The following is a 24,971-nucleotide window of genomic DNA, read 5'->3' as shown; positions in this document are numbered from 1 at the left end:
GTCGGAGCACGGGGCTACTGTGCGGCGGGTGATGAGACGGTGGGGCCAGGCCGCGACCGGGAACGCGGGTGACGCCGAGGCGGGCGGCGCCGGGGCCGGTGGCCGGGTGGCGGCCAGGCGCACCCAGGCCGAGCAGCGGGAGAGCAGGGTCGCCGCCGGACTGTCGGAGCTGGAGCGTTGGCTGGCCGACCAGATCGGGCAGGGGATCGCACAGGCACGCCAGTCGGCGCCGGCCGAGTGGGACGACCTCGCCAGACGGCTGGTGGACGCGCAGGCGCCGGGTGTGGCGGGGACGGTCACCCGTCTCACACGAGTGCTCGGCGCCGAGGACTGGCCGGGTCTTCTGCTCGGGGAGTACGCGCTGCTTCGTCTGCTCGCGGTCGCCCATCGCCGCGCCGCCGCGCTGCCCGAGCCGTTGCGGCAGACCGTGCGGGCGCGGGTCGGCTACCCCGTCACGCGGGAGTCCGTCCTGGCGACCCCGGCGGTGCGGGACCACTGGGATGTCGTCGGCTGCCGGGACGAGGAGCAGGACCGGCTGGTCGCCCGGCGCGTGTGGCTGGCCGGGCGCACGACGGGCCGCCTGGCGATGGTGCTGTCGTTCTCGCCGGTCGGGCAGCCGCTCGAGTCGTTTCCGCCGCCCGGCGCGACGATCGACGCCGACCTGGCCTTCTATCCGGGGGCCTCGCCGCTGCGCGCCCTGCTGGCCGAGCGCCGGGGCCTCGTCGACGCGGGGCCGCCCCCGGGGACCAAGGTCTCCCAGGTGCCCGCCTTGCTCGCCGAGGTGCTCGCCGCCGACCCCTGGAGCGACTCCTGGCCGCTGGTGCTCGACGGGGCCGTTCCCTGCCTGGACGGCATCGCGGACGACGAGGGGAACGCACTGCCGCTGCATCCGTCCGCGGGCGTCCCGTGGCGTCTGCTGGCCGTCTCCGGCGGGCGGCCGGTGACTGTTGCCGCCGAATGGACGCCGCGCGGGCTGCTCCCGCTGACGGTGTGGAACGAGGAGGGCGGGGCGGTGCGGTTATGACGCGGGCCGTTCCCGGAGGTTGGGAGGCCGGACGGGTTTCGTGGGAGGAGCTGGTCTCCACCGCGCTGGTGGGCGCCGACCGCCGCGCCGTCCCGCCGGAGAGTCTGCTGGAGCGGGCCGCCGAGCAGGTGGTGCGGATGCGCGCGGGGCGGCGGCCGGGCAGGGGCAGGCCGCCGGCCCCCGCGGCGGCCGAGACGATGCCACTCGTGCCTGGCGCCGCCGCGGACCGGCTCGCCCGCATGCTCGCGGGTGAGCAGGGCAGGCTGCTGACCGAGTGGCTGGAGACGGCCGCCGCGCGGCGGGTGCGGGTCCCGGCCGAGATGATTCCCGGGCTGCTCGACCTCGGGGCGCGCGACCGCTCGATCCGCGCCTGCCTGGGGGCGGTCACCGGAGTCCGGGGCCGCTGGCTCGCCGGTCTCAACCCGGCCTGGGCCTATCTGCTGGCGGAGCCGGCGCACGTGCCGCCCGACGAGGTGTGGGAGCTCGGCACGAGCGGCGACAGGCGTGCCTTCCTGGCCGCCTTGCGGCGCCGCGACCCCGCCGCCGCCCGGGAGTTGCTCGACCGTGGCTGGAGCGCGGAGACGCCGGAGGACAGGGCCGTCTTCGTGACGATCCTCGCCGACGGCCTCGGCATGGCCGACGAACCGTTCCTGGAGGCGGCGCTCGACGACCGGCGCCGTGAGGTGCGGCAGGCCGCCGCCGACATCCTCACCCGCCTGCCCCGGTCCCGGCTGGCCCTGCGCATGACCGCACGGGCGCGCCGTCTCCTGACCGGGAACGGCTCGCGGCTCCGGGCCGAGCCGCCGTCGCATTGCGACGACGCGATGGAGCGCGACGGCGTCAGGGCGCGACCGCCCGCCGGGATGGAGACGCGGGGCTGGTGGCTCCAGCAGGTGGTGGCGCACACGCCGCTGTCGTTCTGGCCGGATCACCTCGGCATGCCGCCGGACGAGATCGCGGCGGCCCGGATCGGCGACTGGCAGCGGGAGGTCCGCATGGGCTGGACCAGGGCCGCCATCCTGCAGCGGGACGCGACGTGGGCGCGTGCCCTGTTCGAGGCCGAGCCGCTGACCGATCTGCTGGCCGTGCTCCCGCCGGAGGAGCGGTCCCGCCGGGCGGCCGAACTCGTGGCGGGCCATCCCGTGGACGGTCAGATGGTCATGATGCTGGGCGGCGTGCCGCGGCCGTGGGGGCAGCGGCTGGCGAGGGCCGTGCTCAACAAGATCATCGAGACCACGCGGACGCAGCCGTGGAACGCCGGCGAGCTGATCCGGCTGGCGGGGGAGCGGTTCGACCCAGCGATGCACGAGTACGCCGGGGAGGTCCCCGAACTGGCGGCGACCCTGCGGTTCCGTTTCGAGATGCTGAAGGAGCTTGAGTGACCAGCGTTCTGCGCCCGCACGCGGAAGACCAGTTCGCCGACGAGCTGACGATCCTCGCGAAGACCGACGACCGGCCACGCCCGCCGGGCTGGCGGCTGTCGCCCTGGGCGGTGACGACCTACGTGCTGGGAGACGGCGGCCAGATCACGCCGAAGTACATCGGCCCGCGCAGGATCGTCGAGGTCGCCGTGGCGACGCTCGCCACCGACAGGGCGCTGCTGCTGCTCGGCGTGCCCGGCACGGCCAAGACCTGGTTGTCCGAGCACCTCGCCGCGGCGATCAGCGGCGACTCGACCCTGCTCGTGCAGGGCACGGCAGGCACGGCGGAGGAGGCCGTCCGCTACGGGTGGAACTACGCGCGGCTGCTGTCGGAGGGCCCTTCCCGCGGGGCGCTGACCCCGAGCCCGGTCATGCGGGCCATGGCGGAGGGACGGCTGGCCAGGGTCGAGGAGCTCACCCGCATGCCGTCCGACGTGCAGGACGCCCTGATCACCCTGCTGTCGGAGAAGACGCTGCCGATCGCGGAGCTGGGGGAGGAGGTGCAGGCGGCCAAGGGCTTCAACGTCATCGCGACCGCCAACGACCGCGACCGCGGGGTCAACGACCTGTCGAGCGCGCTGCGCAGGCGGTTCAACACCGTCGTGCTGCCGGTCCCCGCCAGCACGGAGGAGGAGGTCGGCATCGTGGCCCGGCGCGTGGCGCAGCTCGGCCGAGCCCTGGAGCTGCCGGAGACCGTGACCGGGATGGAGGAGATCCGCCGCGTGGTGACGGTCTTCCGGGAGTTGCGCGCAGGCGTCACCTCCGACGGGCGGACCAAGGTGAAGTCGCCCAGCGGCACGCTCAGCACCGCGGAGGCCATCTCGGTCGTCACCAACGGGATCGTGCTCGCGGCCCACTTCGGGGACGGCGTGCTGCGCCCGGCCGACGTCGCGGGCGGCATCGTGGGGGCGGTGGTCCAGGACCCGGTGTCCGACCGCGTGGTCTGGCAGGAGTACCTGGAGACGGTCGTCCGCGACCGCGACGACTGGCGCGACTTCTACCGGGCCTGCCGCGATGCCGGCTGAGCTCGCCGACGGCGCCCTGACCGGCTCGGACGGCGGCTCGGACGGCGGCCAGGGCGGTGGCGTGGGTGGCGGCCTGAGCGGTTCCCGGCGCGGGGACGGCCGCGACGACCGGAGCCGCGCGGGAGGCGGCGAGGGCGGGCCGGAGGCACCGGTGCCCGGTCTGCCGGTGCCGCGTTTGTCGGTGCTGGGGGTGCGGCACCACGGGCCGGGTTCGGCCAGGGCCGTGCGTGACGAGCTGGACAGGATCCGGCCCGATCTGGTGCTCGTCGAGGGCCCTCCCGAGGCCGACGGCCTGGTAACGCTCGCCGCCGATCCCGGCATGCGCCCGCCCGTCGCGCTGCTGGCGTACGTGCCGGGGGAGCCGTCGCGGGCCGCCTTCTGGCCGTTCGCGGAGTTCTCGCCGGAATGGCAGGCGATCGCCTACGCCGCCAGGGCGGGCGTCGAGGTGCGGTTCTGCGACCTGCCCGCCGCGCACAGTCTCGCGCTCGACGCCGACCCCGTACGCCGCGATCCCATCGGCGAGCTCGCCCGCGCGGCGGGGTACGACGACCCGGAGCGGTGGTGGGAGGACCTGGTCGAGCACCGGGGCGAGGCCCGGACGCTCGACGTGGTCGCGGAGGCGATGCGGGCCGTGCGCGAGGGGCACGTCGCGGAGGGCGTCGAGGCCCGGCGCGAGGCCTACATGCGCAGGACGCTGCGGAAGGCGGCGCGGGAGGGCTTCAGCCGGATCGCGGTGGTCTGCGGGGCCTGGCACCTGCCGGCGCTGACCCCGGCCGGCCCGGCCGCCGGGCCCGGCCCGTACGCGCCGGACGGGCCTGACCGCCTGCCTTCCGCGGCCGAGGACGAGCGGCTGCTGCGCGGCCTTCCGAAGGTCAGGGTCGAGATGACGTGGGTGCCGTGGACCCACGGACGGCTCGCCGCGGGTGCGGGCTACGGCGCGGGCGTCGCCGCGCCCGGGTGGTACGAGCACCTGTTCACGGTGCCCGACCGCCCGGTGGAGCGCTGGCTCGCGGGCGCCGCCGCGATCCTGCGGGAGGAGGACCTGCCCGTCTCCTCCGCGGACGTCATCGAGGCCGTACGGCTGGCCGAGAGCCTGGCGACGCTGCGCGGCAGGCCGCTCGCCGGTCTGCCGGAGGTCACCGATGCGGTCAGGGCGGTGCTGTGCGGCGGCGACGAGCTGCCGGTCGAGCTGGTCCAGCGGCGGATGGTCGTGGGGGAGCGGCTCGGGCGGGTGCCGGACGCCACGCCGATGGTGCCGCTGCGGCGGGACCTGCGCGACGAGCAGCGGCGGCTGCGCATGAAGCCCGAGGTCATGGCCGGGGAGCACGACCTCGACCTGCGCAGGCCGCTCGACCTCGGCCGCAGCCGTCTGCTGCACCGGCTCGCCCTGCTGGGCGTGCCCTGGGGGACGCCACGGCGGGCCCGGAGCAAGGGAACGTTCAAGGAGTCGTGGTCGCTTGAGTGGCGTCCGGAGCTCGACGTGGCCCTCATCGAGGCCGCCGTGTGGGGGATCACGGTCGAGGCGGCGGCGACGGCCCGCGTGCGCGACCTCGCGGGCGGCGCGGGTCTGCCGGAGCTGGCCGCGCTGGTCGAGCGCTGCCTGCTCGCCCACCTGCCGGACGCGCTGCCGTACGTCCTGGGGCGCATAGAGGACCGGGCGGCGCTCGACGGCGAGGTGCGTCACCTCATGGGGGCGCTGCCCGCGCTCGTGCGGGCCCGCAGGTACGGGGACGTGCGCGGCACCGAGGGCCTCACGGGCGTCACGGAGTCGATGCTCGCGCGGATCTGCGCCGGGCTGTCCCCCGCCCTCACGGGGCTGGACGAGGACGCGGCCCGCGAGATGGCGGCGCTGATGGACGGCGTCCACACCGCCGCCGCGTTGATGGGCGGTGGCCGGTGGCTCGCGACGCTGGCCGGGATCGCCCGGCGCGACGACCTGCCGGGGCTGCTCGACGGCCGGATCGTGCGGATCCTGTTCGACGCCGAGGCGCTGGAGGACGACGTCGCCGCCCGCATGGCGCGGTCGATGTCGTCCGGCAACCCCCCGGCCCGGTCGGCGGCCTGGATGGAGGGCTTCCTGTCCGGGGGCGGCCTGCTGCTCGTCCACGACCCGCGCCTGCTGGCCACCGTGGACGCCTGGCTCACCGGCCTGTCACCCGAGGCGTTCGTGGACGTGCTGCCGTTGCTGCGGCGCACGTTCGGGGCGTTCCCTGCGCCCGAGCGGCGGATGATCGGCCGCAGGGTCCGCTCAGGCGGCGCGCTCCGCGCCGGTTCGCCGGGCGGCGACGAGGAGGCGGGCTACGACGACGGGCTGGCGGCGGGGGCCGTGCGGACCGTGCGCGACATCCTGGGGCGCGAGACGGGCGGGAGGCTCTGATGGAGGGCGAGGACGAGCGGCTGCGCCGCTGGCGGCTGGTGCTGGGCGGCGCGGCGGAGGGCACGCTGGAAGGAGCGGACGCCCGGATGGACGCCGCCCTCGCAGCCCTTTACGACGGGCAGGAGCGGCGCGGCGCCGGCCTCGGCGCGTCCGCGCCCCGGGTGGCCCGATGGCTGGGGGACATCAGGGAGCACTTCCCCTCGGGGGTCGTGCAGGTCATGCAGAAGGACGCCATCGACCGGCTCGACCTGACCCGGCTCCTGCTGGAGCCCGAGATGCTGGAGGCCGTGGAGCCCGACGTGCACCTGGTGGGCACGCTGCTGTCGCTGAGCCGGCTGATGCCGGAGCGGGCTCGCGAGTCGGCCAGGTCCGTCGTCCGCACGGTCGTGCGGGAGCTGGAGGCGCGACTCACGCGGCGCACCCTGACGGCCGTCAGCGGCGCGCTCGACCGCTCGGCCAGGACCCACCGGCCCAGGAGGGCGGCCGAGGTCGACTGGAACCGTACGATCCGGGCGAACCTGCGCAACTACCTGCCCGAGCGGAAGACCGTCGTGCCGTCCCGGCTGGTCGGGTACGCCCGAGGGCAGCGGGCCGTCCAGCGGGAGGTCGTGCTGGCCGTCGACCAGAGCGGATCGATGGCGGCCTCGGTGGTGTACGCGGGCGTCTTCGCCGCGGTGCTCGCCTCGATGCGTTCGCTCAAAACCTCGTTCGTGGCCTTCGACACGGCCGTGGCCGACCTGACCGATCGGCTGCACGACCCCGTCGAGGTGCTGTTCGGCACCCAGCTCGGGGGCGGCACCGACATCAACCGGGCGGTGGCCTACTGCCAGGGACTCGTCACCCGGCCGGCCGACACGATCTTCCTGCTGGTCAGCGACCTGTACGAGGGCGGGCCGCGGGAGGAGATGCTGCGCCGGATCGCCGCCATGACCGCCGCCGGGGTCCAGGTGATCGTGCTGCTCGCGCTGTCGGACGAGGGCACGCCGCAGTACGACCACGACAACGCGGCGGCGCTGGCCGCGATGGGCGTGCCGGCGTTCGCCTGCACGCCGGACGCCTTTCCCGGCCTCATGGCGGCCGCCATCGAGCGCCGGTCTTACGACCAAGGTCGCATTTTCGGGTCAGGACGGTGATTTGTAATGTCCGTATCATGTCTTCGGTAATGACCGCCCCAGCCGTCTTCAGCCAGCGCTACCGTGCCCTGAGCGTCGGGATCGTGGCCCTGGTGATGCTCGTGGCGTTCGAGTATCTGGCGGTGGCCACCGCGATGCCCTTGATCGGCCGGGAGCTGAACGGCTACCACCTGTACGGCCTCGCGTTCAGCGGCGGCATGGCGGCCAACGTCATCGCCACGATGGTCGGCGGGCGCTGGAGCGACGCGCGGGGACCGTTCCCCGCCTTGTGGACGGGAGTGGCGGGGTTCGTCGCCGGGCTGGCCGTCTCCGGGTTCGCGCCCGCCATGGAGGTCTTCCTCGTCGGGCGATTCCTTCAGGGACTCGGCGGCGGCCTGTTCAACGTGGCGCTGTACGTCCTCGTCGCCCAGGCTTACCCCTCCGCCATGCACCCGCGGGTGTTCTCCGCGCTGGCCGCGGCCTGGGTGCTGCCGTCCGTGGTCGGCCCGGCGGTCACGGGCTTCGTGGCGGAGACCTGGAGCTGGCGCCTGATCTTCCTGGGCGTGGCGGTGCTGTCGGTCCCCGCCGCGCTGATCATGTGGCGGGGACTGCCCGCCAGGGACGGACAACCCAGGGAGGCGATGGGCCGGGCCTTCCTGCCCCGGTTCGCCTGGGGCGTCTGCGCCGCGATCGGCGCGGCCCTGCTGCAGTACGGCAGCGGCGCGGCGGGCGCAGGGATCGTCCTGGCGGTCGCCGGGCTGGCGGTCCTCGCGCTGGCGCTGCCGAAACTGCTGCCGGCGGGGACGCTGCGCGCGGCCCGCGGGCTGCCCACTGTGATCGCGCTGCGCGGCCTGGCCGCCGGATCGTTCTTCGCCGCCGAGGTGTTCGTCCCGCTGATGCTGGTGCAGGAGCGGCACCTCAACACGGCCGAGGCCGGGCTCGCGCTCACCGGAGGGGCCCTTGCCTGGTCGCTCGGCTCGTGGATCCAGGGCCGCAGGCCCCACGCGCGGGCGCTGACCATCCGCCTCGGCGCGACGCTGATCGCCGCCGGCATCTGCGTCACCGCTCTGATCGTCATCCCCGCCACGCCGGTGCTCGTGGTCTTCGCGGGCTGGGTCGTGGCGGGCCTGGGCATCGGAATGGTCTTCCCGACGTTGTCGGTGCTGGTGCTGGAGCTGTCCGCGCCCGGGGAGGAGGGCCGCAACAGCGCGTCGCTGAGCATCGGCGAGTCGGTCTTCTCCGTCGTGGCCGTCGCGATCACCGGGGCGTTGTTCGCCGCGTACGGGGGCCGGCCGTGGGTCTACGTGACGTGCCTGGGCCTGCTCGTCGTCATGGCGGGCACGGCCACCCTCATCGGCGGCCGTTTCGAGCACCGCCGCGAAGCGGGCACCATGGAGGTCTAGGGAAATCCCGGAATCCCGCCGTGGAGCAGGCCGCCGGACGCAGCGCACCCGAGGCGCCGCCGGAACGGCCTGGGCGGGAACCGGGGGAAGAAACGAGGGGATCCGAGTGCCGCGTGTCCGGGAGCTGGAGGTCTTCAGGATGACCCTGCCGTACGGCAGGCGTCCGGAGACCGTCCTGGTGAAGATCACGGACTACGGCGGCATGGTCGGCTGGGGCGAGGCCGTCGATCCCGCCGCGGCCGGCCCGCTGGAGCGGGCCCTGCCCGCGCTCATCGGCCTCGACTGGGAGCACCCGTCGGAGCTGGGGGACGTCCCCGGCGGCGCGGCCGGCGACATGGCCTGCTGGGACCTGTGGGGCCGTATGAACGGCGTCCCGCTCTCCCACGCCCTCGGCGGCAGCCGCACGTCCCTGATCGCGACTGTCAGGCTGACGGCGGACCGCTCCCTGGAGAGCATGGTCGCCCGGGTGAACCGGCACGTCTGCGCGGGCTACGGGCACGTGACGCTGGACGTCCACCCCGGCTGGGACGTCGAGCCGCTGCGCGCCGTGCGCGCCGCCTACCCCGGTTTGGCCATCGCGGTGGACGGGCACGGCGCCTACACGGAGATCGCGCAGCTTGAGGCGCTGGACGCCTACGGGGTGGTGGCCATCGAACGCCCCTTCAAGGACTTGCTGACCAGTGCCGACCTGCAGGACCGGGTGTCGGCCGCGGTCGCGGTCGAGGTGGCCCGCGTGTCCGAGCTCGACGAGGCGGTGAGCCTCAACGCGGGACGGGCCCTGCTGCTGCGTCCCGCGAAGTTCGGGTCGCTCGGCGCCGTACGGCGCGCGCACGACCGCGCGGTGGAGGCCGGATGGGACATCGTCTGCGCCGGCGGCCTCGGCGCGGGGCTGGCCCGGGCCGCGACGGTCGCCGTCGCGAGCCTGCCCGGCTGCACCCTGCCCAGCGACGTCGCCGAGCCGCCGCGAAGCGCGCAGGTGGTGCTCCCGCCGGTCGGCGCGTCCGGCGGGGTCGTCGCGGTGCCGCTCACCCAGCCCGGTCTCGGGCACACGGTGGACGAGGAGCGGGTGCGCCGCATGGCCCGCGCGTCGTTCCGCGTCTGACATCCCTGGGAGCATCGGCGCCTGCCCTGGGCGGGTCACCGGCGCGGACGGGAGGAGACGGGCTCAGCGCGCCATCGCCATGTGCGCCCCACAGCCGTCGTCGATCGGGCTCGGCGTCCCCAGAGGAGAGAGCACGGGCGTGGGGGAGGGCGACGGCGAGTGCCGATGCCGGTGCCGCCCCGTCCCGGACGAGAACGCGGTCGGGGAGCCGGACGGCGTCGCGGAAGGGCCGGCCTGGGCGTGCGCCGAGGCGCGGATCGCCTTGGCCGTGAGCAGCCGGATCCGGTCCCAGTCGGGATAGGCGGTGTTGATCAGGGGCGGCACGAACTGCAGGCTGGTGATCGCGGCGTGCTTGACCTTCCAGGCCAGCGGCACGAGGTGTTCCAGCATGGGCCGGGGCACGTCGGTGCTGATGATCCTGCGCGTGGCCGCCGCGATCTCGGTGAACCGCGTCAGCACCGTGGCCGGGTCGGCCTGGGAGAGCAGGGCCCCGAGGACGCACCGCTGCCGGTGCATCCGGTCGAAGTCATCGCTGAAGGTGCGGGAGCGGGCGAACCACAGCGCCTCGCTGCCGCTCAGCCGCCGGGTGCCCGACCTCACGACGCCCTCGTTGTGCAGGCCGTACACGATGTCGCGGTCCACCGTCACCACGAGCCCGCCGAGGGCGTCGATCATCTTCGCGAAACCCCAGATGTTGGCCAGCGCGTACCAGTCGATCCGCAGGCCGAGGATGTGGCCGACCGTCTCCTTGAGGACCTCGGCGCCCATGTTCCGCCGCCCGCCGAACAGCTCGGGATGGTCGTTGGCGTACTGCCACACCGAGAACAGCAGGTCCTCGCGCCAGCCGGGGCGATACTCGGGGAGCTGGAAACCGAAGGGGAAGCGGGCGGCCATGGCGCTGCCCGGAGGGAAGCGGACGTGCTCCAGGTTGCGCGGCAGGCCGAGCAGCACGGTGTTGCCGGTCCGCACGTCCACGCTGGCGACGTTGATGCTGTCGGTGCGCATCCCGATCCGGTCGTCGCCCCAGTCGCCGCCGAGCAGGAGCACGTTGACCCGGTCGCGGCCCGCCCACGGGTCGTCCCTGCGTACGGCGCCGCCCGCCTGACCGCTCCCGGCCGGTGCGGTGAACAGCGAGTCGAGGGTCTGCTCGGACACGCGGACGTACCGGGCGGCGATCGCGAACGGCACCGCGACGACGACCGCGAGCACGCCCGCGACCAGCCCGGTGAGGACCTGCCCCCGGCGGGGCAGCCGGCCGGGCCGCAGGACGACGTACGAACGGATGACCAGCCAGAACCAGGCGACGGCACAGGCCGCGAACACCAGTGAGATCTGGCCGAGCCAGCCCAGGGCGCGGCCGGCGAGGCCGGCGTCCGCGCCGGCGGCGACGAACACGACGGCGACGACCACGGTCAGGTAGCAGCTCAGCAGGACCAGCCCGCTGCGCCACCGGCCCGCGCGCAGGTGCGCCGCTCCGGGCAGCACCGCCGACAGCGCGACCCAGCCGATGAGCGCGGTGGCTCCGAACGCCGGCCCGCCGCGACGCGTCGCCGGCGGGGCGCCGTTCCGGGGTGCGAGATCAGGGGTGACCACGTGTCAATTGAAGCGACACCGGCCGCGGAAAACCCGTGACCGGCCCGAGCAGGGGAAGTCCGTACCCGGATTTGACCAGTGCTCGCCCCTATGGGGGAACCGGTCTTCGAGCGCCGATCGAACGGCCGGTGGCGGACTGTGCGGCCGGCCCAATCCGGGCCGCGGGTCACGATGCGCCCGAGGAGAGGTTCAGGGCGTCGGGGACGGCCGCGAAGGCGTCGCGCAGCCGGTCGGTGAGCGCCTGGCGGCCGCCGTCGCCGCCGTCGCGGACCCAGTCGCGGGCGGCGACGCTCCAGGCGGTGGTCGCCAGTTCGGCCAGGACGCGCAACCGCAGGTCATCGGGGTCGAGGCCGAGCTTTTCCGCCAGACAGGCGACGACCTGCCTTTCCACCCCGGTGCGCTGGTACTCGACGTGGCCCAGCAGGGCGGGGCTGGTGAGGATCAGGCGCCGGGTGGCCATGTAGCGGTGGTCCCAGTCGGGCGGCAGGACGCCGGCGGTGCGGGCGAGGGTGTCGCACAGTTCGGCGAGCACCGGGCCGGACGGCCGGCGGTCCGCGAGCTCTCCCAGATAGGTCGTCCACAATTCGGTCTCGGCCTCGACGGCCGCCGCTTCCTTGGTCGCGAACGCGCGGAAGAACGTGCTGCGTGAGACCTCCGCCTCACCGACGAGTTCTTCCACCGTGGTGGCGTCGAAGCCCTTCTCCGTGAACAGGCGCAGTGCGATGTCGGCGATGGCGCGTCGGGTGCGCAGGCGCTTGCGTTCACGTAGCGGCAGCGAGCGGTCGTCGGCGGTCATGCCCGGAATCCTACTCTCGACCCGATCCTGAATCTCTTATGAGCTTCAGTCTCTCATGGTACTTGTACATTATTGAGCCTGAGTGTCAGAATCTGCGTATCCAAGGACGCGCTGCAAGCAAGGAGATCGACATGGCCACCCTGAACCCCGCGATCGTCGGCCGGGCCGAGAAGCATCACACGGCGGTCCTGACCCGCGCGCTGTCGGGCACGACCGTCGACGAGAAGCAGTGGATCACCCTGAACCAGGCCCTTGCCGCAGGCGGCACGGTCGAGCGGGCCGCGCACGTGGCCCACGTCGCCCAGCTGACCCTGTGGCGGCCCGCCGACGTCGGCACCGCCCTGGCGGCCCTGGCCGGCGCCCGCCTGGTGAGGGAGACGCCCGGCGACCAGGTCGAGGTCACCGACGCCGGCCGCGCGCTGGTGGCGAAGGTGCGCGCCGAGTCCGGCGAGATCCTCGGTCGTGCCTACGGTTCGGTTCCGGCCGCGGACCTGGCTGTCGCGGCGCGCGTGCTGACCACCATCACGGCTCGGATGGCCGAGGAACTGGGCTGATCGCCCGCTCGGGGACCGGACGTCCTCGCGAGGTCGCCGCCCGAACCCGAACCGGCTACCAGGGGAAGGCGAACAGGCCGTAGTAGGCGGCGGTCAGCAGCAGCAGCGCGGTCCCGCCGAGCACGCCGGCGAGGACGCTCTTCTGCCATGGCGTCGGTTCCCAGCCGTCCCGCAGGCCGCCGGACACCGCGGCGAACGTCGTGACCGTCTGCACGAGCATCAGGAGGGCGAGCAGGCGCACGACCAGCCATCCGGCCTGTACGGCGGGCCAGGCGCCGGCCTGGTTGACCGAGAACAGCACGATGAGCGTGATGAACGCCAGGACCGCGGCGAGCTCCCCGAGGCCGGTCCAGGCCATCCTGCGCAGCCGCCGCCGGATGGACGGCCACAGTTGCACCGTGGCCTCCATCCTGGCCTGCAGCCGCAGGTCGCGCCCGCGCAGCCGGACGACCATCTCGGTGACCGGCGCCGCGACGTAGCCCACCGCGGCCAGGCAGAGCGTGAGCCACAGGATCGTGCTGCCGCCCCACCACGGCGCGGCCGGCACGTCGGCGGCCTCGAAGCGCTGCACCGGCGTCGCCCCCGCGATCGCCACCGAGGGCCTGGCCGTTCGCGGCAGGTCCTTCATCCAGTTGGCCAGCGTGGGCAGGTAGTCCGCGGCGTACGTCCCGCCGCGGATCCGCATGGCGTGGTCGGCCCCGGCGAGGAAGCGGATCGTGTAGTCGGCGTTGCCGCTCTCGGTCAGGGCGCCGGTGAGCGTCTCGGTGCTCTCCACGAAGGGGATGGACGGGTCGTCGGTGCCGTACAACGCCAGGACGGGCTGGGTGATCCCGCGCAGGGCGGGCACCCCGTCGTACCGCAGGAAGTCGAAGCCGACCCCGCCCATCGCGCGGGTGAGCAGGTCGCGTACGCCGGTCGGGGCGTGCAGGCGCAGCAGTTGCTCGTTCAGCGCCCAGGCGACCTGGCGAAGCGGTGAGACGTTCGGAGAGGAGACCAGGACCACGAACGCGGCCTGGGGGTCACGCGCGGCGGCGATCGGGACGACCCAGCCGCCCTCGCTGACGCCCCACAGGCCGGCGCGCGCCGGGTCGACGTCGGGCCGTCCGCGCAGCACCCGCAGCATGCGCAGGGCGTCGTCGGCGAGCAGGCCGAAGTCGCGGCTGCGGAAGGAGTAGCCCACCGTCCGCTTGTCGTACGCCAGCGTGACGACGCCCGCCCTGGCCAGCCACTCGGCCTGCTGGGTGAACTCCCCGCCGTCGCCCGACCCCGAGCCCTGCACGAACACCATCGCGGGATGGCGTCCGGGGGACAGGGGCGCCCGGATCGTCGCCTTCAGCGTCTCGTTCTTCGCCGGCACGAGGAGCGTCTCGGTGCGGAACCTGTCGGTGCGGGCGACCGGCCGCACTTCCGTGGCGGGCTGGGGAGGTAAGTCACGAAACTGGGGCGAAGTGGACAGGGGTGGGGGATCGAAGGCCGGCGGGGAGAGCAGGTGGCCGACGGCGGCGAGCGCCACCATCAGCACACCGGCGATCATCCCGAGAGTGCCCCGGCCGACGTTCATGAGGCCGCTCCCCCATGCGTACTCGCGATACCGAACCCAGGCTAAGTCATTACTCCTTCTTTGCGTCGTGCACCAGAGGGGCGGTTGGGGCCGCGTTTGTCGGCGGGACCTGTTAGCTTCCTGCGACATGCGTGTCCTGCACAGCTCCGACTGGCACCTCGGCCGGTCGTTCCACCGGGAGAGCCTGCTCGGCGCCCAGGCCGCGTTCGTCGATCACCTGGTCGAGACCGTGCGGGCCGAGCACGTGGACGTCGTCGTGGTCTCCGGCGACGTCTACGACCGCGCCCTGCCTCCCGTCGACGCGGTCGCGCTGTGCAACGAGGCGCTCGCCAGGCTCAAGGCACTCGGCGTGCACACCGTGCTGATCAGCGGCAACCACGACTCCGCCGTACGGCTGGGCTTCGGCGCCGACCTGATGGAGCGGGTGCACCTGCGCACCGACCCCGGCCGGGCCTGGGAGCCGATCGTGATCGGCGACGTGGCGTTCTTTGGCATCCCCTACCTGGAGCCCGAGCTGGTCAGGGGGCCGTGGGAGCTGGCCGAGCGCAGCCACACCGCCGCGGTCACGTACGCGATGGACCGGGTGCGGGCGCATCCGGCGGCGCGCAAGGTCGTGCTCGCCCACGCGTTCGTCACCGGGGGAGAGGCCAGCGACAGCGAGCGGGACATCAGCGTCGGCGGGGTCGCGCACGTGCCGTTGAGCGCGTTCTCCGGGGTCGACTACGCGGCGCTGGGGCACCTGCACGGCCGTCAGGTGATGAGCGAGACGGTCCGCTACAGCGGCTCGCCGATCGCCTACTCCTTCTCCGAGGCCGGCCACACCAAGGGCTCCTGGCTGGCCGACCTCGACACCGGCCGCACGGAGTTCGTCCCCGCCCCGGTGCCCCGGCCGGTGAGCACCGTGCGGGGCCGCATCGACGACCTGCTGACCGACGGCCGCTTCGAGCGGTACGAGGAGCATTGGCTGCAGGTGACGCTGACCGATCCGGTGCGTCCGCGCGAGGCGATGGAGCGTCTGCGCCGGCGCTTCCCGCACACGCTGGCGCTCGCCTTCCAGCCGGACGGCGTGGCGGAGGGACCGGCGGGGCGGGCGAGGGTCGCCGGCCGTGCCGAGATCGAGGTGGCGCTCGACTTCGTGCGCGAGGTCCGCGGTGAGCCCGCGGACGACGACGAACGGCGCCTGCTGCAGGAGGCGGTCGAGGCGTGCCGGATCAAGGAGAGCGCGTGAGGGAGCGGAGCGGTGGGCGTCGGCGTATGCCAGACCCGCGGGCGAGTGAGGAGGTCCGGTGAGGCTGCACAAGCTCCGCCTGGTCGCGTTCGGGTCGTTCCCCGGCACGGAGGAGGTCGACTTCGACGCGCTCGGCGAGGCGGGCCTGTTCCTGATCCACGGGCCGACCGGCGCCGGCAAGACGACCGTGCTCGACGCCGTCTGCTACGCGCTGTACGGCAGGGTCCCCGGTCAGCGGGAGAGCGCCCGGAGCCTGCGCTGCGACCACGCGCCGCCCGACCGCGGGCCGTCGGTGGCGCTGGAGCTGACGATCCGGGGCAGGCGCCTGCGCATCACCCGTTCGCCCGCCTGGATGCGGCCGAAGCTGCGGGGTTCCGGCCTGGTCGAGGAGAAGGCCAAGGCTCGCGTCGAGGAGCTGACCGAGCCCGGCGGGCAGTGGGTCGTGCGCAGCACGCGCAGCGACGAGGCAGGCGACTTCGTGAACACGCTGACGGGCATGACCGCGGCCCAGTTCTGCCAGGTGGCGATGCTGCCGCAGGGCGAGTTCGCGAAGTTCCTGCGGGCCGGCGGCGAGGAGCGGCGGGAACTGCTGGAACGGCTCTTCTCCGTACGGGTGTTCAGCGACGTGGAGCGGTGGCTGGCCGACCATCGCACGCGCACCTGGCGGGAGGCGCAGGAGCTCGGCCAGCGGGTCGAGTCGGTGCTCGACCGCATGCGCGGCGCGGCGGGCGACGACCTGCCGCTGCCCGAGGAGGCCGGCGATCCCGCGGCCTGGGCGGGGGAGGCGCTCGACCTCGCCCGCGGCGCGCTCGCCGACGCGGTCGCGGCCCGTGCGGCGAGTCAGGAGGCGCTGCTGTCGGCCCGCGCCCGTCTGGAGGAGGGCCGGGCCCTGGCCGACCGGCAGCGCAGGCACGCCGCAGCCCTCGCCCGGCGGCAGGAGCTCGACGGGGCGGCGGACGAGCGGTCGGACCTGGAGGCGATGCTCGACGAGGCGGCGCGCGCCGACCGCGTGGCACCGCTGATCCGGCAGGCCGCCCAGCGGGCGGAGGCCGCCGCCAAGGCGCGGCGGGTGGCCGCCGACGCCGTGCTCCGCGCGCTTCCCTGCCTCGGGCCGGAGCCCGGCGGGGAACCGGGCGCGGACTGGCCGGAGGCCACGCGGCAGGGTGTCATGCAGCCGGTGACCGGGAGCGTCGCCGCCCGGCCCGGCGCGCAGGATCCGGACCCGGATCCGATGGGCACTGCTTGGATCTATGCCGAGCTGCCGGATCTGGAGCGGATCGACACGGAGCTGCCGGATCCGGAGCGGGTGGCCGTGCTGGAGCGGGAGCGGCGCGACGAGGTCGCCCGGGTGCGCCAGATCCTCCCGGAGGAGGCGCGCCTGCGGCAGGTGCGAGGCGAGCGCGCGGACGCCGAACGCGCGCTGGCGGAGCTGGCCGGAGAGGAGGCGGGGCTGACGCGGCGGCTGGCGGCCCTGCCGGCCGAGCGGCTCGACGTCGAGGAACGGCTCGCCGGGGCGCGTACGGCGGCGGCGTCCCTGCCGGGCCTGACGGCCGCCAGGGACACCGCGCTCCGGCTACGCCAGGTCACCGGGCAGGCCGCGCTGCTCGACGCCGAACTGGCGCGGCTCGCCGAGGACGAGGCCCGGGCCCGGGCCGCGCAGGCAGAGCTGCCGGAGCTGCTGGCCGGGGCCGAGGAGCGGCTCAGGGGCCTGCGCGACATGGCCGCGCGCGTCCCCGCGCTGGAGGCCGCCGCTCAGATGGCGGGGGAGCGGCTGGAGGCCGCGCGGTTGCGCGACGCCCTGACCGCCGACCTGGAGCAGGCCGAGCACGACCGGCGCGCCGCCGTCGACCTGGCCCAGGAGCGTCGCGACCGGCTCCAGGAGGTCCGCCAGGCCAGGATCGACGGGATGGCCGCCGAGCTGGCGGCCGGGCTCGTGGCCGGGGCGCCCTGCGCCGTCTGCGGCGCAACCGAACACCCCAGCCCCGCCGCGCCCGCCGGACGGGCCGCGACCGCGGACGACGAGCAGGCGGCGCAGGAGGCGTTCGAGGCCGCGCAGCGGGCTCGGGAGGAGGCGGAGACGACCGTCGCCGCGCTCTCGTCGCGGCTCGGCGACGCGGCGGCGCGGGCCGCGGACCTGTCCCAGGAGGACGCGTCCGCCGCCCTCGCGGACGCCCACGAGGAGCTGACGCGACTGCGCGCGGCCGAGACGGCGGTCGCGGCGGCCGAGGCGGAGGCCGGACGGCTCGCGGCGGAGCTGGAATCGGCGCGGGACCGGGCCGCCGAGCTGACCGGGCTGCTGACCGAGACCAGGACCAGGAGGGACGCCCTGCTCGCGGAGGGCGAGCGGCTCGCCGCCGGTCTGGAGGGCGACCTCACGACGGCGGAGGCGGAGCTGGAACGCGCCCGCTCCCTGGCGGCCGCCGAAGAGGAACTGACCGCCCGCGCCGCCCGGCTCGCGGCCGAACTGGAGGAGCTGGGCGCGCGGGCCGCGCGCACCGGTGCGGCGCTCGCCGAGGCACGCGCGCAGCGGGACGGGCTGGAGGCCGACGAGCGCAGGCTGGCCGAGGTGATCGACGCCGCCCGGGGCGAGGACCCCTCGCTCGCCGCCCGCCTCGACCGGCTGGGTGAGGAGGCGGACCTGCTCAGGGAGGCCGCCGAGGCGACGGCCGCGGCGGCCGTGGCCGATCGCGAGAGCGAGACCGCGCTCGCCGAGGCGGCCAGGGCCGCCGGCGGGGAGGGGTTCGCGAGCGTGGAGCACGCGGCGGCCGCGGTGCGCACGCCGGAGGACCGGGAGACGATGTCCGAGCGGCTGGGACACCTGGACGCCGAGCGGGCCACGGTCGAGGGGCTGCTCGCCGATCCCGAACTGGTCGCGGCGGCGGCCGAGCCCACCGCGGACCTGCCTGAGCTGGAAGCCGGTCACGAGCACGCCGAGCGGGACCACACGGGCCGCACCTCGGCACGCGACCGGGCGAAGGGCAGGCTCGACCAGCTCACCGGGCTCGCCGGCGAACTGGACGCCGCGCTGCGCGCCTACCGGCCCGCCGAGGAACGGCACCGCCTGGCGCGCCGGCTCGCCGAGCTGGCGACCGGCACGTCCGGCGACAACCGGTGGCACATGAGGCTGTCGGCGTACGTGCTGGGCGAACGCCTCCGCCAGGTCGTCGACGCGGCGAACGAGCGGCTCGATCGCATGTCGAGCGGGCGCTACCTGCTGCGGCACGACCTGAACCGGTCCGCGGGCGACCGGGGCCGGTCGGGTGGCGGGCTGGGCCTGCGCGTGCTCGACGCCTGGACCGGCGTGGAACGCGACCCGGCCACGCTGTCTGGCGGCGAGAGCTTCATCACCTCGCTCGCCCTGGCGCTGGGCCTGGCCGACGTGGTGACCGACGAGGCGGGCGGGGCGGAGATCGGCAGCCTCTTCGTGGACGAGGGCTTCGGCACGCTCGACGACGAGACGCTCGACGACGTGCTCGACATCCTCGACGGGCTGCGCGAGGGCGGCCGGGCCGTCGGCGTGGTCAGCCACGTCGCCGAGCTCCGGGTGCGCATCCCCGCGCAGCTCCGCGTGGTCAAGGGCCGGTCCGGCTCCACCCTGTCGCACCGCTGACCTGCGTTTCGCCCTCCGGCTCCGGCGGTTCCACCTGCGTGGGTCGCGAGGTGCCCAGCAGGGCACGACGCCCACATCGTGAGGAGGCCACCCGACGGCGGCGGTGACCTCCGAGCCTGCGGCGCTCTTGACCGGCCACGGGCAGGAGCGCCGCAGGCAAGGGAAGGTCAAGCACTCTGCAACCCTGCGGCCCTATCAACGGCTTGTACGACCCGCGGAGTCCACCACGGGGCTCCGCCCGACCGGCCGACCACCCGACTGGCCGAGCGGCACAGCGGCACAGCGGCCGATGAGAGGTGAGCACGTCATGAAGAGCATCCGCAGGAGCACGATCATGGTCGTCGCCGTGGGCGCCCTCGCCCTCGGTCTGGCGCTCCCCACCGGGACGGCCAACGCGTCCGCCGGCTACAAGACGTTCACCTGGAAGAGCGGCTCGACCGCGGGCGACTGCACGATGTACAGCGGCGGCACCGGCTGGACGGCCCCGACATGGACTCTCTATCCGGACGGCACGGCCCGGTTCGACGCCACGCTCACCAGCCTGTCAGGTGACGACGCCTGGCTGATGTGGGCGCATCTCAAGGACGAGAACGGCGCACTGCTCGCTGACATACGCATACCCGGCAGCACCGGCACCAAGTTCGTCAAGAACCTGCCCCTCGCCTGGCCGCGGAAGTATCGATGGCTGGCCGAAGGCCGGTTCGACCCCAGCCTGTACCCCTTGATCAAACGCATGTCACTGAGCAAGCACTGCTGAGGACGTCCACACCGGAACCGCCGGGCTCACCAAAGGGCGAGTGAACGGGTCAGGATGCCGGCGAGGTCCTCCTCCCGCACGGGCCTGGGGGAGGTGGTGAGCAGCCGCTGCTGCTTCATCGCCCCCTCGACCAGCGCCGGCACGTCGGCCTCCGCGTATCCCACGCCGCCGATGCCGTTCGGGATGCCGACGTCGCGCATGAGCGCGGTCAGCACGCCGGGCAGGAGCTCCGCCGGCTCGTCCGGCACGGCCGCCGTGGGATCGAGCAGTTCGGCCGCGCGCAGGTGCCGCGCCGGGTCCGCCTCGAAGGTGAACCGGAACGCCTCGGGTGCGGTCAGCGCGACGGCCATGCCGTGCGGCACCATCGGCTCGCCGCCGGTATAGCCGCGCGGGTGGAAGTCCTTCACCCGGCCTGCGATCGGATAGGCGTTGGCGTGGGGGATGTGCACGCCCGCGTTGCCGAACCCGAGCCCGGCGAACGTCGCCGCCAGGGCCATCGCGCCCCTCGCCCGCACGTCGTCGCCGTGCCGTACGGCGGTTCGGAACGAGCCCGCGAGCAGCCGGAGCGCCTGCTCCGACCACATGTCCGCCACCGGGTTCGACCCGCAGTACGGCACGCGCTCCTCCGGCCGCCTGCGCTCGTAGGAGGTGTACGGCCGGGCGGTGTAGCTCTCCAGGGCGTGGCAGAGGATGTCCATCCCCGCCGCCGCGGTCACCTCGGGCGGCTGCGTCATCGTGAGGTCCGGGTCCACGACGGCCAGCACGGGACGGAGGCGGGCGTGGCTGATTCCCGTCTTGACCTTCAGACCGAGCACGTCGAGCACGCAGATCGTGGTGCTCTCCGAGCCGGTGCCCGTGGTCGTGGGCACCGCGACCAGCGGCTTGAGCGGTTCGGAGGGGACGCGCCCGGCGCCGATCGGCGCGTTGACGTAGTCCATCAGCTCGCCCGGATTCGTCGTGAGCAGGTTGACGGCCTTGGCCGTGTCGATGCTCGATCCCCCGCCGACCGCCACGAAGGCGTCCCACGGGCCGCTCGCGCGGGCGTGCCCGATCGCCGCGAGCAGGCTCTCGTCGGTGGGCTCGACGTGCACGCCGTCGTACACCTCCGCGTGCATGCCGAACCCGGTGATCTGCTCGGCGATCCGCGCCGGAGAGCCCGTCGCCGCCACGCCCGCGTCGGTCACGACCAGCACGCGGCGCACGCCGTACTGCCCGAGGTCGAAGCCGATCTCGGCGGACGCGCCGGCGCCGAACTTCAGGGCGGGCGCGCCGTACGTGAAGACGGACTCGGGATTGCTCGGGACGATCACGATCGCCGGGCCTTTCACTCGCGGGGTCATGAGGGCACAGTCCGGGGGGCTACGCGGTGCGCGGCAGGTCCGATGGGCAACCTGACATGTAGCATGCTGCATGTCAATGCGCCGCCGTACGCGGCCGGGCCCACTCCGGAGGGTGGTCAGACGGTGCGAGCGGTCGCCGGCACGTCCAGTCTCACCGAGCAGGTCATCGAGGCGGTCAGGGAGGCCATCCACTCGGGGGAGCTGCGGCCAGGAGAGCTCTATTCGGTGTATCGGCTGGCCGAGCAGCTCAACGTCTCCCGCACCCCCGTACGCGAGGCGATGCTCCGCCTGGCGGAGGCCGGTCTGGTGCGGTTCGAGCGGAGCCGGGGTTTCCGGGTGCTGCGCCGCGATCCCCGGGAGATCGCCGAGGTGTTCCACCTGCGGCTGCTGCTCGAGGTGCCGGCGACCAGCCGGGCGGCCCGTCACGCCGGTCCCGGCCTCGCCCGCGCGCTGCGCGAGGAGCTGGAGGCCATGCGCGCCGCCGCGGCCGACCACGACGAGCCGCGCTTCATGCGGCACGACCGGGCGTTCCACGACGCGATCCTCGCCGCGGGGGCCAACCGGCGGCTCGCCGAGGTCGTCGCCGGGCTGAGGGACGCCACGGTGACGCTGGGCGCCTCCACCGTCGACCGCTCCCGCTCGCTGGCGGACGTCGCCGCGGAGCACGAGCCGATCCTCGCCGCCGTCCTCGGGGGCGACCCGGACGCCGCGGCCGCGGCGATGCGCGCCCACGTGGCGCACACCGGCGAGCTCCTCGTGGCCCAGGCCGCCGCCGAGAACGGCCGCCCCGCCGACCCCGCCGACGTCGCCCTCATCCACGACACAACGGGCGGATCTACAACGTAAAGGATCAGGCGGGCTGCGATGACGAGCGACCGCGCACATGATCGGAATATGGATGAGAACCGATCGGTACGAACCGTCGTCATCCCCCGGCGCGACGACCTGGAGCATGCCAGGCGGGTGGTGCGGGCCCACCTGCGCCCCACACCGGTGGACCTGGGGGCGGGTACGCCCGGCGATCCCGCGCTGAAGCTGGAGAGCCTGCAACCCACGGGGTCGTTCAAGGTCCGTGGCGCGCTCAGCGCCGTGGCCGCTGCACCCGCACCGCGTGTGGTGACGGCGTCGGCCGGCAACCACGGGCTGGGCGTCGCCTTCGCCGCGAACGCGCTCGGCGGCAAGGCCACGGTGGTGGTGCCGAGGACCGCCTCGGCCGCGAAGACAGACCGGCTGCGCCGCCTGGACGCCGACCTCGTGTGCGTCGGTGAGAGCTTCGACGAGGCGGAGGAACACGCGCTCGCGCTCGCCGAGGCGTCGGGGTGGTGCTACATATCGGCCTACAACGATCCGTACGTCATCGCGGGTCAGGGCACGATCGGATTCGAGCTGGACGAGCAGCTCGACGGGCCGCTGACCGTGGTGTGCGCGGTCGGGGGCGGAGGGCTCGCCGCCGGGCTGGCGCTGTGGGCCGCGGGCCGGGCGGACGTACGCGTCGTCGGCGTGGAGGCCGCGGCCTCCACCGCCGTGTCCGCGGCGGTCGCCGCGGGCCGCCGCGTGTCCGTCGAGGTCGGCCCGACCCTCGCCGACGGCTTGGCCGGGAACATCGAGCCCGGATCGGTCACCGTCGGCCTCGTCGCGCGGTATGCGCACCAACTGGTCACGGTGACCGAGGACGAGATCCGCGCCGCGCTGCGCTACCTGGCCGCCGAACGTGGATACGTGTCCGAGGGCGCAGGAGCGGTGCCGGTCGCCGCCCTGCTCGCCGGAAAGGTCGCCGCGTACGGACGGGTCGTGGCGGTGGTCTCGGGCCGCAACATCACCGCCGCCGCGCTCGCATCCGTCCTCGCGGTCCTGTGAAGGCGCCGCCGTAAGCCGGGGCGTCTCGACGGACGTCGGGTCAGGGGGCGCGTTCGCCGGTGGTCGTCGTGGTGAGCGCGGCGACGGCGCGCAGCGTCGCCGCCGGGTCGTCGGCGAAGAACCGCACCCGCCGGACGGCCGCCGCCGGGCGGACAGGCTGCCAGGGACGGCGCGGACGAGGCACCTCGATCGGTTCGCGCAGCTCGACCACGAGGTTGGTCTGGGACGAGACCGCGAGGGCGAGTTCGCCGTCCGACAGGCGTACGAGCCTCTTCTCGTCGTAGCGGCGGTCGATCCGTGCAAACGCGATCAGCTCCGCCGGGACGTCCAGGCCGAACATCCGGCCATACCTCAGGCGCAGCCCGTCCGGCGACACGACGTGCGGCCGGCGGGCGCAGCTCACCATGACGCCGAGGACGGCGAGGGCCGACGACGCGTCGAGTGCCAGGATCACCAGGCGCGGCAGGTCCGGCAGCCCGAACCGGCGCAGCAGCAGGTCCATGGCCACGGTCTCCAGGACCATGACGAACAGCAGCGCCGCCATCGTCGGGGTCTGCTCCCGGCTGTAGCCCGCGGCGTGCCTCACGACGGCTCTCCGCCCGCGACCAGCGCCATGGCCTGCCGTACGACCTCGGCCTGCGCGGGGGACAGGTCGGCGAGGAACGCCTGGGCGAACGGGTCGTCGGCGCCGGGCATCGTGTGGGCCAGCGAGGCGGCGAGCTCGGGGGGCAGGTGGGCGGCGAAATCGGCGGCGAGGGCGGCGACGCGGGAATCGGCGGGGTCGGCGCCGTCCAGCTCCGCCAGCCTCCGGTGCAACGTCTCGGCCCGGGCCAGCGCTTCGGGCGTGGTCATGGGCCGCATCAGCTCCAGCAGGCGGTCCCGGTCCTCCGGCTCCGCCGCGGTGTCGAGGAGGGCGAGCAGCTCGGCGTCGGCGGCCGCGAACGCGGAGCCGCGCACGGGTTCGAGGCACCGCAGGAACTCGGCCATCCTCGGCGAGACGGCGTCGTCCGGCGACGGCGACTCCTCGCTCAGCAGGGCCGCGAGCCGCTCGCGCCTGGCCCGGATCCCCGCTTCCTGCCGGGCGAGGTCGGCGTCCAGCTCCAGCAGGATCTCCCGCAGCTCACGGGCGGAGTCGCCGGCCAGCACGTCGCGCACCTCGTCCAGCGACAGGCCCAGCTCGGTCAGCCTGCGGGCCCGGGCGAGGCGGAGCGCGTCGCGCAGGCCGTACTCGCGATAGCCGTTGACCCGCCTCGGCGGTTCGGGCAGCACGCCCTGGTGGTGGTAGTGCCGCACGGTACGGGTGGACACCCCGGCCAGCGCGGCGAGTTCTCCGATCCGCATGCCCTCATTAGAGACGTTGTCGTCGCGTCAAGGTCAACGGCTCAGAAAGGGAGCCAGCGGGCGGTGAGGAGATATCCGCCGTAGACGAACGCGGCGGCGGAGACGAGCAGGAACAGCAGCACCCAGAGCGTGCCGGGCACGCGGGTCAGCCGGGCGAGCTGGTCGGCGTCGGAGTCCGGGGCGCGGCCGAGGCGGCGCTTGGCCTGCAGCTCGAGGATCGGCCGCACCCCGCCGAGCAGCAGGAACCACGCGGCGACGTACGCGCAGGCCGACTGGACATGGGGCGGGGCGAACCACGACAGCGCGAAGACCGCGCCGCCCACGGCGAGCAGCGACACGGCGCCGAAGAAGTTCCTGATCATCAGCAGCATGCAGGTCAGCAGCGCGAGCACGGCCCACAGCAGCATCGTGATCCGGCCGTCGGAGACCAGCCAGGCCGATCCGAGCCCGATCAGGGAGGGCGCGACGTACCCCGCCGCGGCTGTCGCGATCATGCCGGGGCCCGTCGGCCTGCCCCTGGTGAGCGTCACGCCCGAGGTGTCCGAGTGGAGGCGGATGCCCCGCAGCTTGCGCCGGGTCACCACCGCGACCAGCGCGTGGCCCCCCTCATGCGCGATCGTGATCAGGCCGCGTGAGATGTGCCACGACGCCGGGTAGGCGACGACGGCGAGTGCGGCGAACCCGGACAGGGCGACCAGCCAGAGCGGGGGCGCGATCTGGACGGCGGTCAGGTGGTTCCACAGGGCCTTCAGGGGGTTCACCCCGAGATCGTACGGCCCGCCGCACCGGCCCGCGCTCCCCGTGCTCCCCGGGTTTCGACCCTCGGCCCCCGCGGTCCGTCCGAGTAAGGGTGACGATGGAGGTTACCTT

20 protein-coding genes are annotated in these 24,971 nt (G+C 74.3%); 13 read left to right on the top strand and 7 right to left on the bottom strand.

Annotated features, from left to right (window positions below; translation table 11 throughout):
• The first annotated feature begins 28 nt into the window (after positions 1-28).
• From ACIBK1_RS09480 to ACIBK1_RS09450, 7 genes are all read left to right on the top strand, one after another.
• Positions 29-1,024 (top strand): SWIM zinc finger family protein, encoded by a 996-nt coding sequence (locus tag ACIBK1_RS09480; RefSeq protein WP_156080690.1) that lies wholly within the window; start codon positions 29-31, stop codon positions 1,022-1,024.
• The gene (locus ACIBK1_RS09475) at positions 1,021-2,406 is read left to right on the top strand and encodes a DUF5691 domain-containing protein (RefSeq protein ID WP_051761125.1); all 1,386 of its coding nucleotides are present in this window, start codon (positions 1,021-1,023) and stop codon (positions 2,404-2,406) included. The genes ACIBK1_RS09480 and ACIBK1_RS09475 overlap by 4 nt, the downstream gene beginning before the upstream one ends.
• Complete coding sequence (locus ACIBK1_RS09470; RefSeq protein WP_030505305.1) at positions 2,403-3,470, top strand: ATP-binding protein; 1,068 nt, start codon at positions 2,403-2,405, stop codon at positions 3,468-3,470. The genes ACIBK1_RS09475 and ACIBK1_RS09470 overlap by 4 nt, the downstream gene beginning before the upstream one ends.
• Entirely contained in the window at positions 3,460-5,847 is a 2,388-nt protein-coding gene (locus ACIBK1_RS09465; RefSeq protein WP_396733694.1) for a DUF5682 family protein, read from the top strand. Before ACIBK1_RS09470 ends, ACIBK1_RS09465 begins: the two co-directional genes overlap by 11 nt.
• Positions 5,847-6,980, top strand: coding sequence for a VWA domain-containing protein (locus ACIBK1_RS09460; protein WP_396733691.1), 1,134 nt, complete (start codon positions 5,847-5,849; stop codon positions 6,978-6,980). Before ACIBK1_RS09465 ends, ACIBK1_RS09460 begins: the two co-directional genes overlap by 1 nt.
• A gap of 29 nt (positions 6,981-7,009) precedes the next feature.
• On the top strand, positions 7,010-8,362 hold the full coding sequence (locus ACIBK1_RS09455; RefSeq protein WP_231513687.1) for an MFS transporter: 1,353 nt from the start codon (positions 7,010-7,012) through the stop codon (positions 8,360-8,362).
• Positions 8,363-8,468: 106 nt separating this feature from the next.
• Entirely contained in the window at positions 8,469-9,464 is a 996-nt protein-coding gene (locus tag ACIBK1_RS09450; RefSeq protein ID WP_030505301.1) for an enolase C-terminal domain-like protein, read from the top strand.
• A 63-nt stretch (positions 9,465-9,527) separates the two neighbouring features.
• Here ACIBK1_RS09450 and ACIBK1_RS09445 read toward each other — a convergent pair whose 3' ends face one another.
• Both ACIBK1_RS09445 and ACIBK1_RS09440 read right to left on the bottom strand, forming a co-directional pair.
• A complete protein-coding gene (locus ACIBK1_RS09445; RefSeq protein WP_396733688.1) occupies positions 9,528-11,057 on the bottom strand; it encodes an LCP family protein in 1,530 nt (509 codons plus the stop codon).
• A 166-nt stretch (positions 11,058-11,223) separates the two neighbouring features.
• Positions 11,224-11,853, bottom strand: a complete 630-nt coding sequence (locus ACIBK1_RS09440) for a TetR family transcriptional regulator (protein ID WP_363535990.1) — start codon at positions 11,851-11,853, stop codon at positions 11,224-11,226.
• Between the two features lie 131 nt (positions 11,854-11,984).
• Here ACIBK1_RS09440 and ACIBK1_RS09435 point away from each other — a divergent pair, with 131 nt between their 5' ends.
• Complete coding sequence (locus tag ACIBK1_RS09435; protein WP_036404442.1) at positions 11,985-12,407, top strand: hypothetical protein; 423 nt, start codon at positions 11,985-11,987, stop codon at positions 12,405-12,407.
• A 55-nt stretch (positions 12,408-12,462) separates the two neighbouring features.
• Here the strand turns inward: ACIBK1_RS09435 and ACIBK1_RS09430 are convergent, their stop codons facing one another.
• Entirely contained in the window at positions 12,463-13,968 is a 1,506-nt protein-coding gene (locus ACIBK1_RS09430; RefSeq protein ID WP_396733684.1) for an alpha/beta hydrolase family protein, read from the bottom strand.
• Between the two features lie 127 nt (positions 13,969-14,095).
• On the opposite strand from ACIBK1_RS09430, the gene ACIBK1_RS09425 reads away from it, so the two are divergent.
• From ACIBK1_RS09425 to ACIBK1_RS09415, 3 genes are all read left to right on the top strand, one after another.
• On the top strand, positions 14,096-15,196 hold the full coding sequence (locus ACIBK1_RS09425) for an exonuclease SbcCD subunit D (RefSeq protein ID WP_357327183.1): 1,101 nt from the start codon (positions 14,096-14,098) through the stop codon (positions 15,194-15,196).
• A gap of 58 nt (positions 15,197-15,254) precedes the next feature.
• Positions 15,255-18,806, top strand: coding sequence for an AAA family ATPase (locus tag ACIBK1_RS09420; RefSeq protein WP_396733681.1), 3,552 nt, complete (start codon positions 15,255-15,257; stop codon positions 18,804-18,806).
• A 307-nt stretch (positions 18,807-19,113) separates the two neighbouring features.
• Positions 19,114-19,563 carry a DUF6294 family protein gene (locus tag ACIBK1_RS09415; RefSeq protein ID WP_030505294.1) on the top strand — a complete coding sequence of 150 codons (450 nt, stop codon included), beginning with the start codon at positions 19,114-19,116 and terminating at the stop codon, positions 19,561-19,563.
• Between the two features lie 26 nt (positions 19,564-19,589).
• Here ACIBK1_RS09415 and ACIBK1_RS09410 read toward each other — a convergent pair whose 3' ends face one another.
• On the bottom strand, positions 19,590-20,903 hold the full coding sequence (locus ACIBK1_RS09410; protein WP_051761122.1) for a hydroxyacid-oxoacid transhydrogenase: 1,314 nt from the start codon (positions 20,901-20,903) through the stop codon (positions 19,590-19,592).
• 63 nt (positions 20,904-20,966) lie between these two features.
• Here ACIBK1_RS09410 and ACIBK1_RS09405 point away from each other — a divergent pair, with 63 nt between their 5' ends.
• Together ACIBK1_RS09405 and ACIBK1_RS09400 are read left to right on the top strand one after the other, a co-directional pair.
• Positions 20,967-21,749: a GntR family transcriptional regulator gene (locus ACIBK1_RS09405; RefSeq protein ID WP_083744025.1), complete on the top strand. Its 783-nt coding sequence runs from the start codon at positions 20,967-20,969 to the stop codon at positions 21,747-21,749.
• A gap of 48 nt (positions 21,750-21,797) precedes the next feature.
• Positions 21,798-22,760, top strand: a complete 963-nt coding sequence (locus ACIBK1_RS09400; protein WP_396733677.1) for a threonine/serine dehydratase — start codon at positions 21,798-21,800, stop codon at positions 22,758-22,760.
• Positions 22,761-22,800: 40 nt separating this feature from the next.
• Here ACIBK1_RS09400 and ACIBK1_RS09395 read toward each other — a convergent pair whose 3' ends face one another.
• From ACIBK1_RS09395 to ACIBK1_RS09385, 3 genes are read right to left on the bottom strand one after another with little or no spacing between them, the layout of a single operon-like run.
• Positions 22,801-23,346 (bottom strand): hypothetical protein, encoded by a 546-nt coding sequence (locus ACIBK1_RS09395; protein WP_396733674.1) that lies wholly within the window; start codon positions 23,344-23,346, stop codon positions 22,801-22,803.
• Positions 23,343-24,101 (bottom strand): MerR family transcriptional regulator, encoded by a 759-nt coding sequence (locus ACIBK1_RS09390; protein WP_357318157.1) that lies wholly within the window; start codon positions 24,099-24,101, stop codon positions 23,343-23,345. The genes ACIBK1_RS09395 and ACIBK1_RS09390 overlap by 4 nt, the downstream gene beginning before the upstream one ends.
• A gap of 41 nt (positions 24,102-24,142) precedes the next feature.
• The gene (locus tag ACIBK1_RS09385) at positions 24,143-24,853 is read right to left on the bottom strand and encodes a M50 family metallopeptidase (protein WP_143734134.1); all 711 of its coding nucleotides are present in this window, start codon (positions 24,851-24,853) and stop codon (positions 24,143-24,145) included.
• Positions 24,854-24,971 lie beyond the last annotated feature (118 nt).

It is taken from the genome of Microbispora rosea, assembly GCF_044460045.1.
Classification (GTDB): domain Bacteria; phylum Actinomycetota; class Actinomycetes; order Streptosporangiales; family Streptosporangiaceae; genus Microbispora; species Microbispora rosea.
Note: the sequence above shows the minus strand (reverse complement) of the source record. Positions and strands in the feature narration are given on the sequence as shown.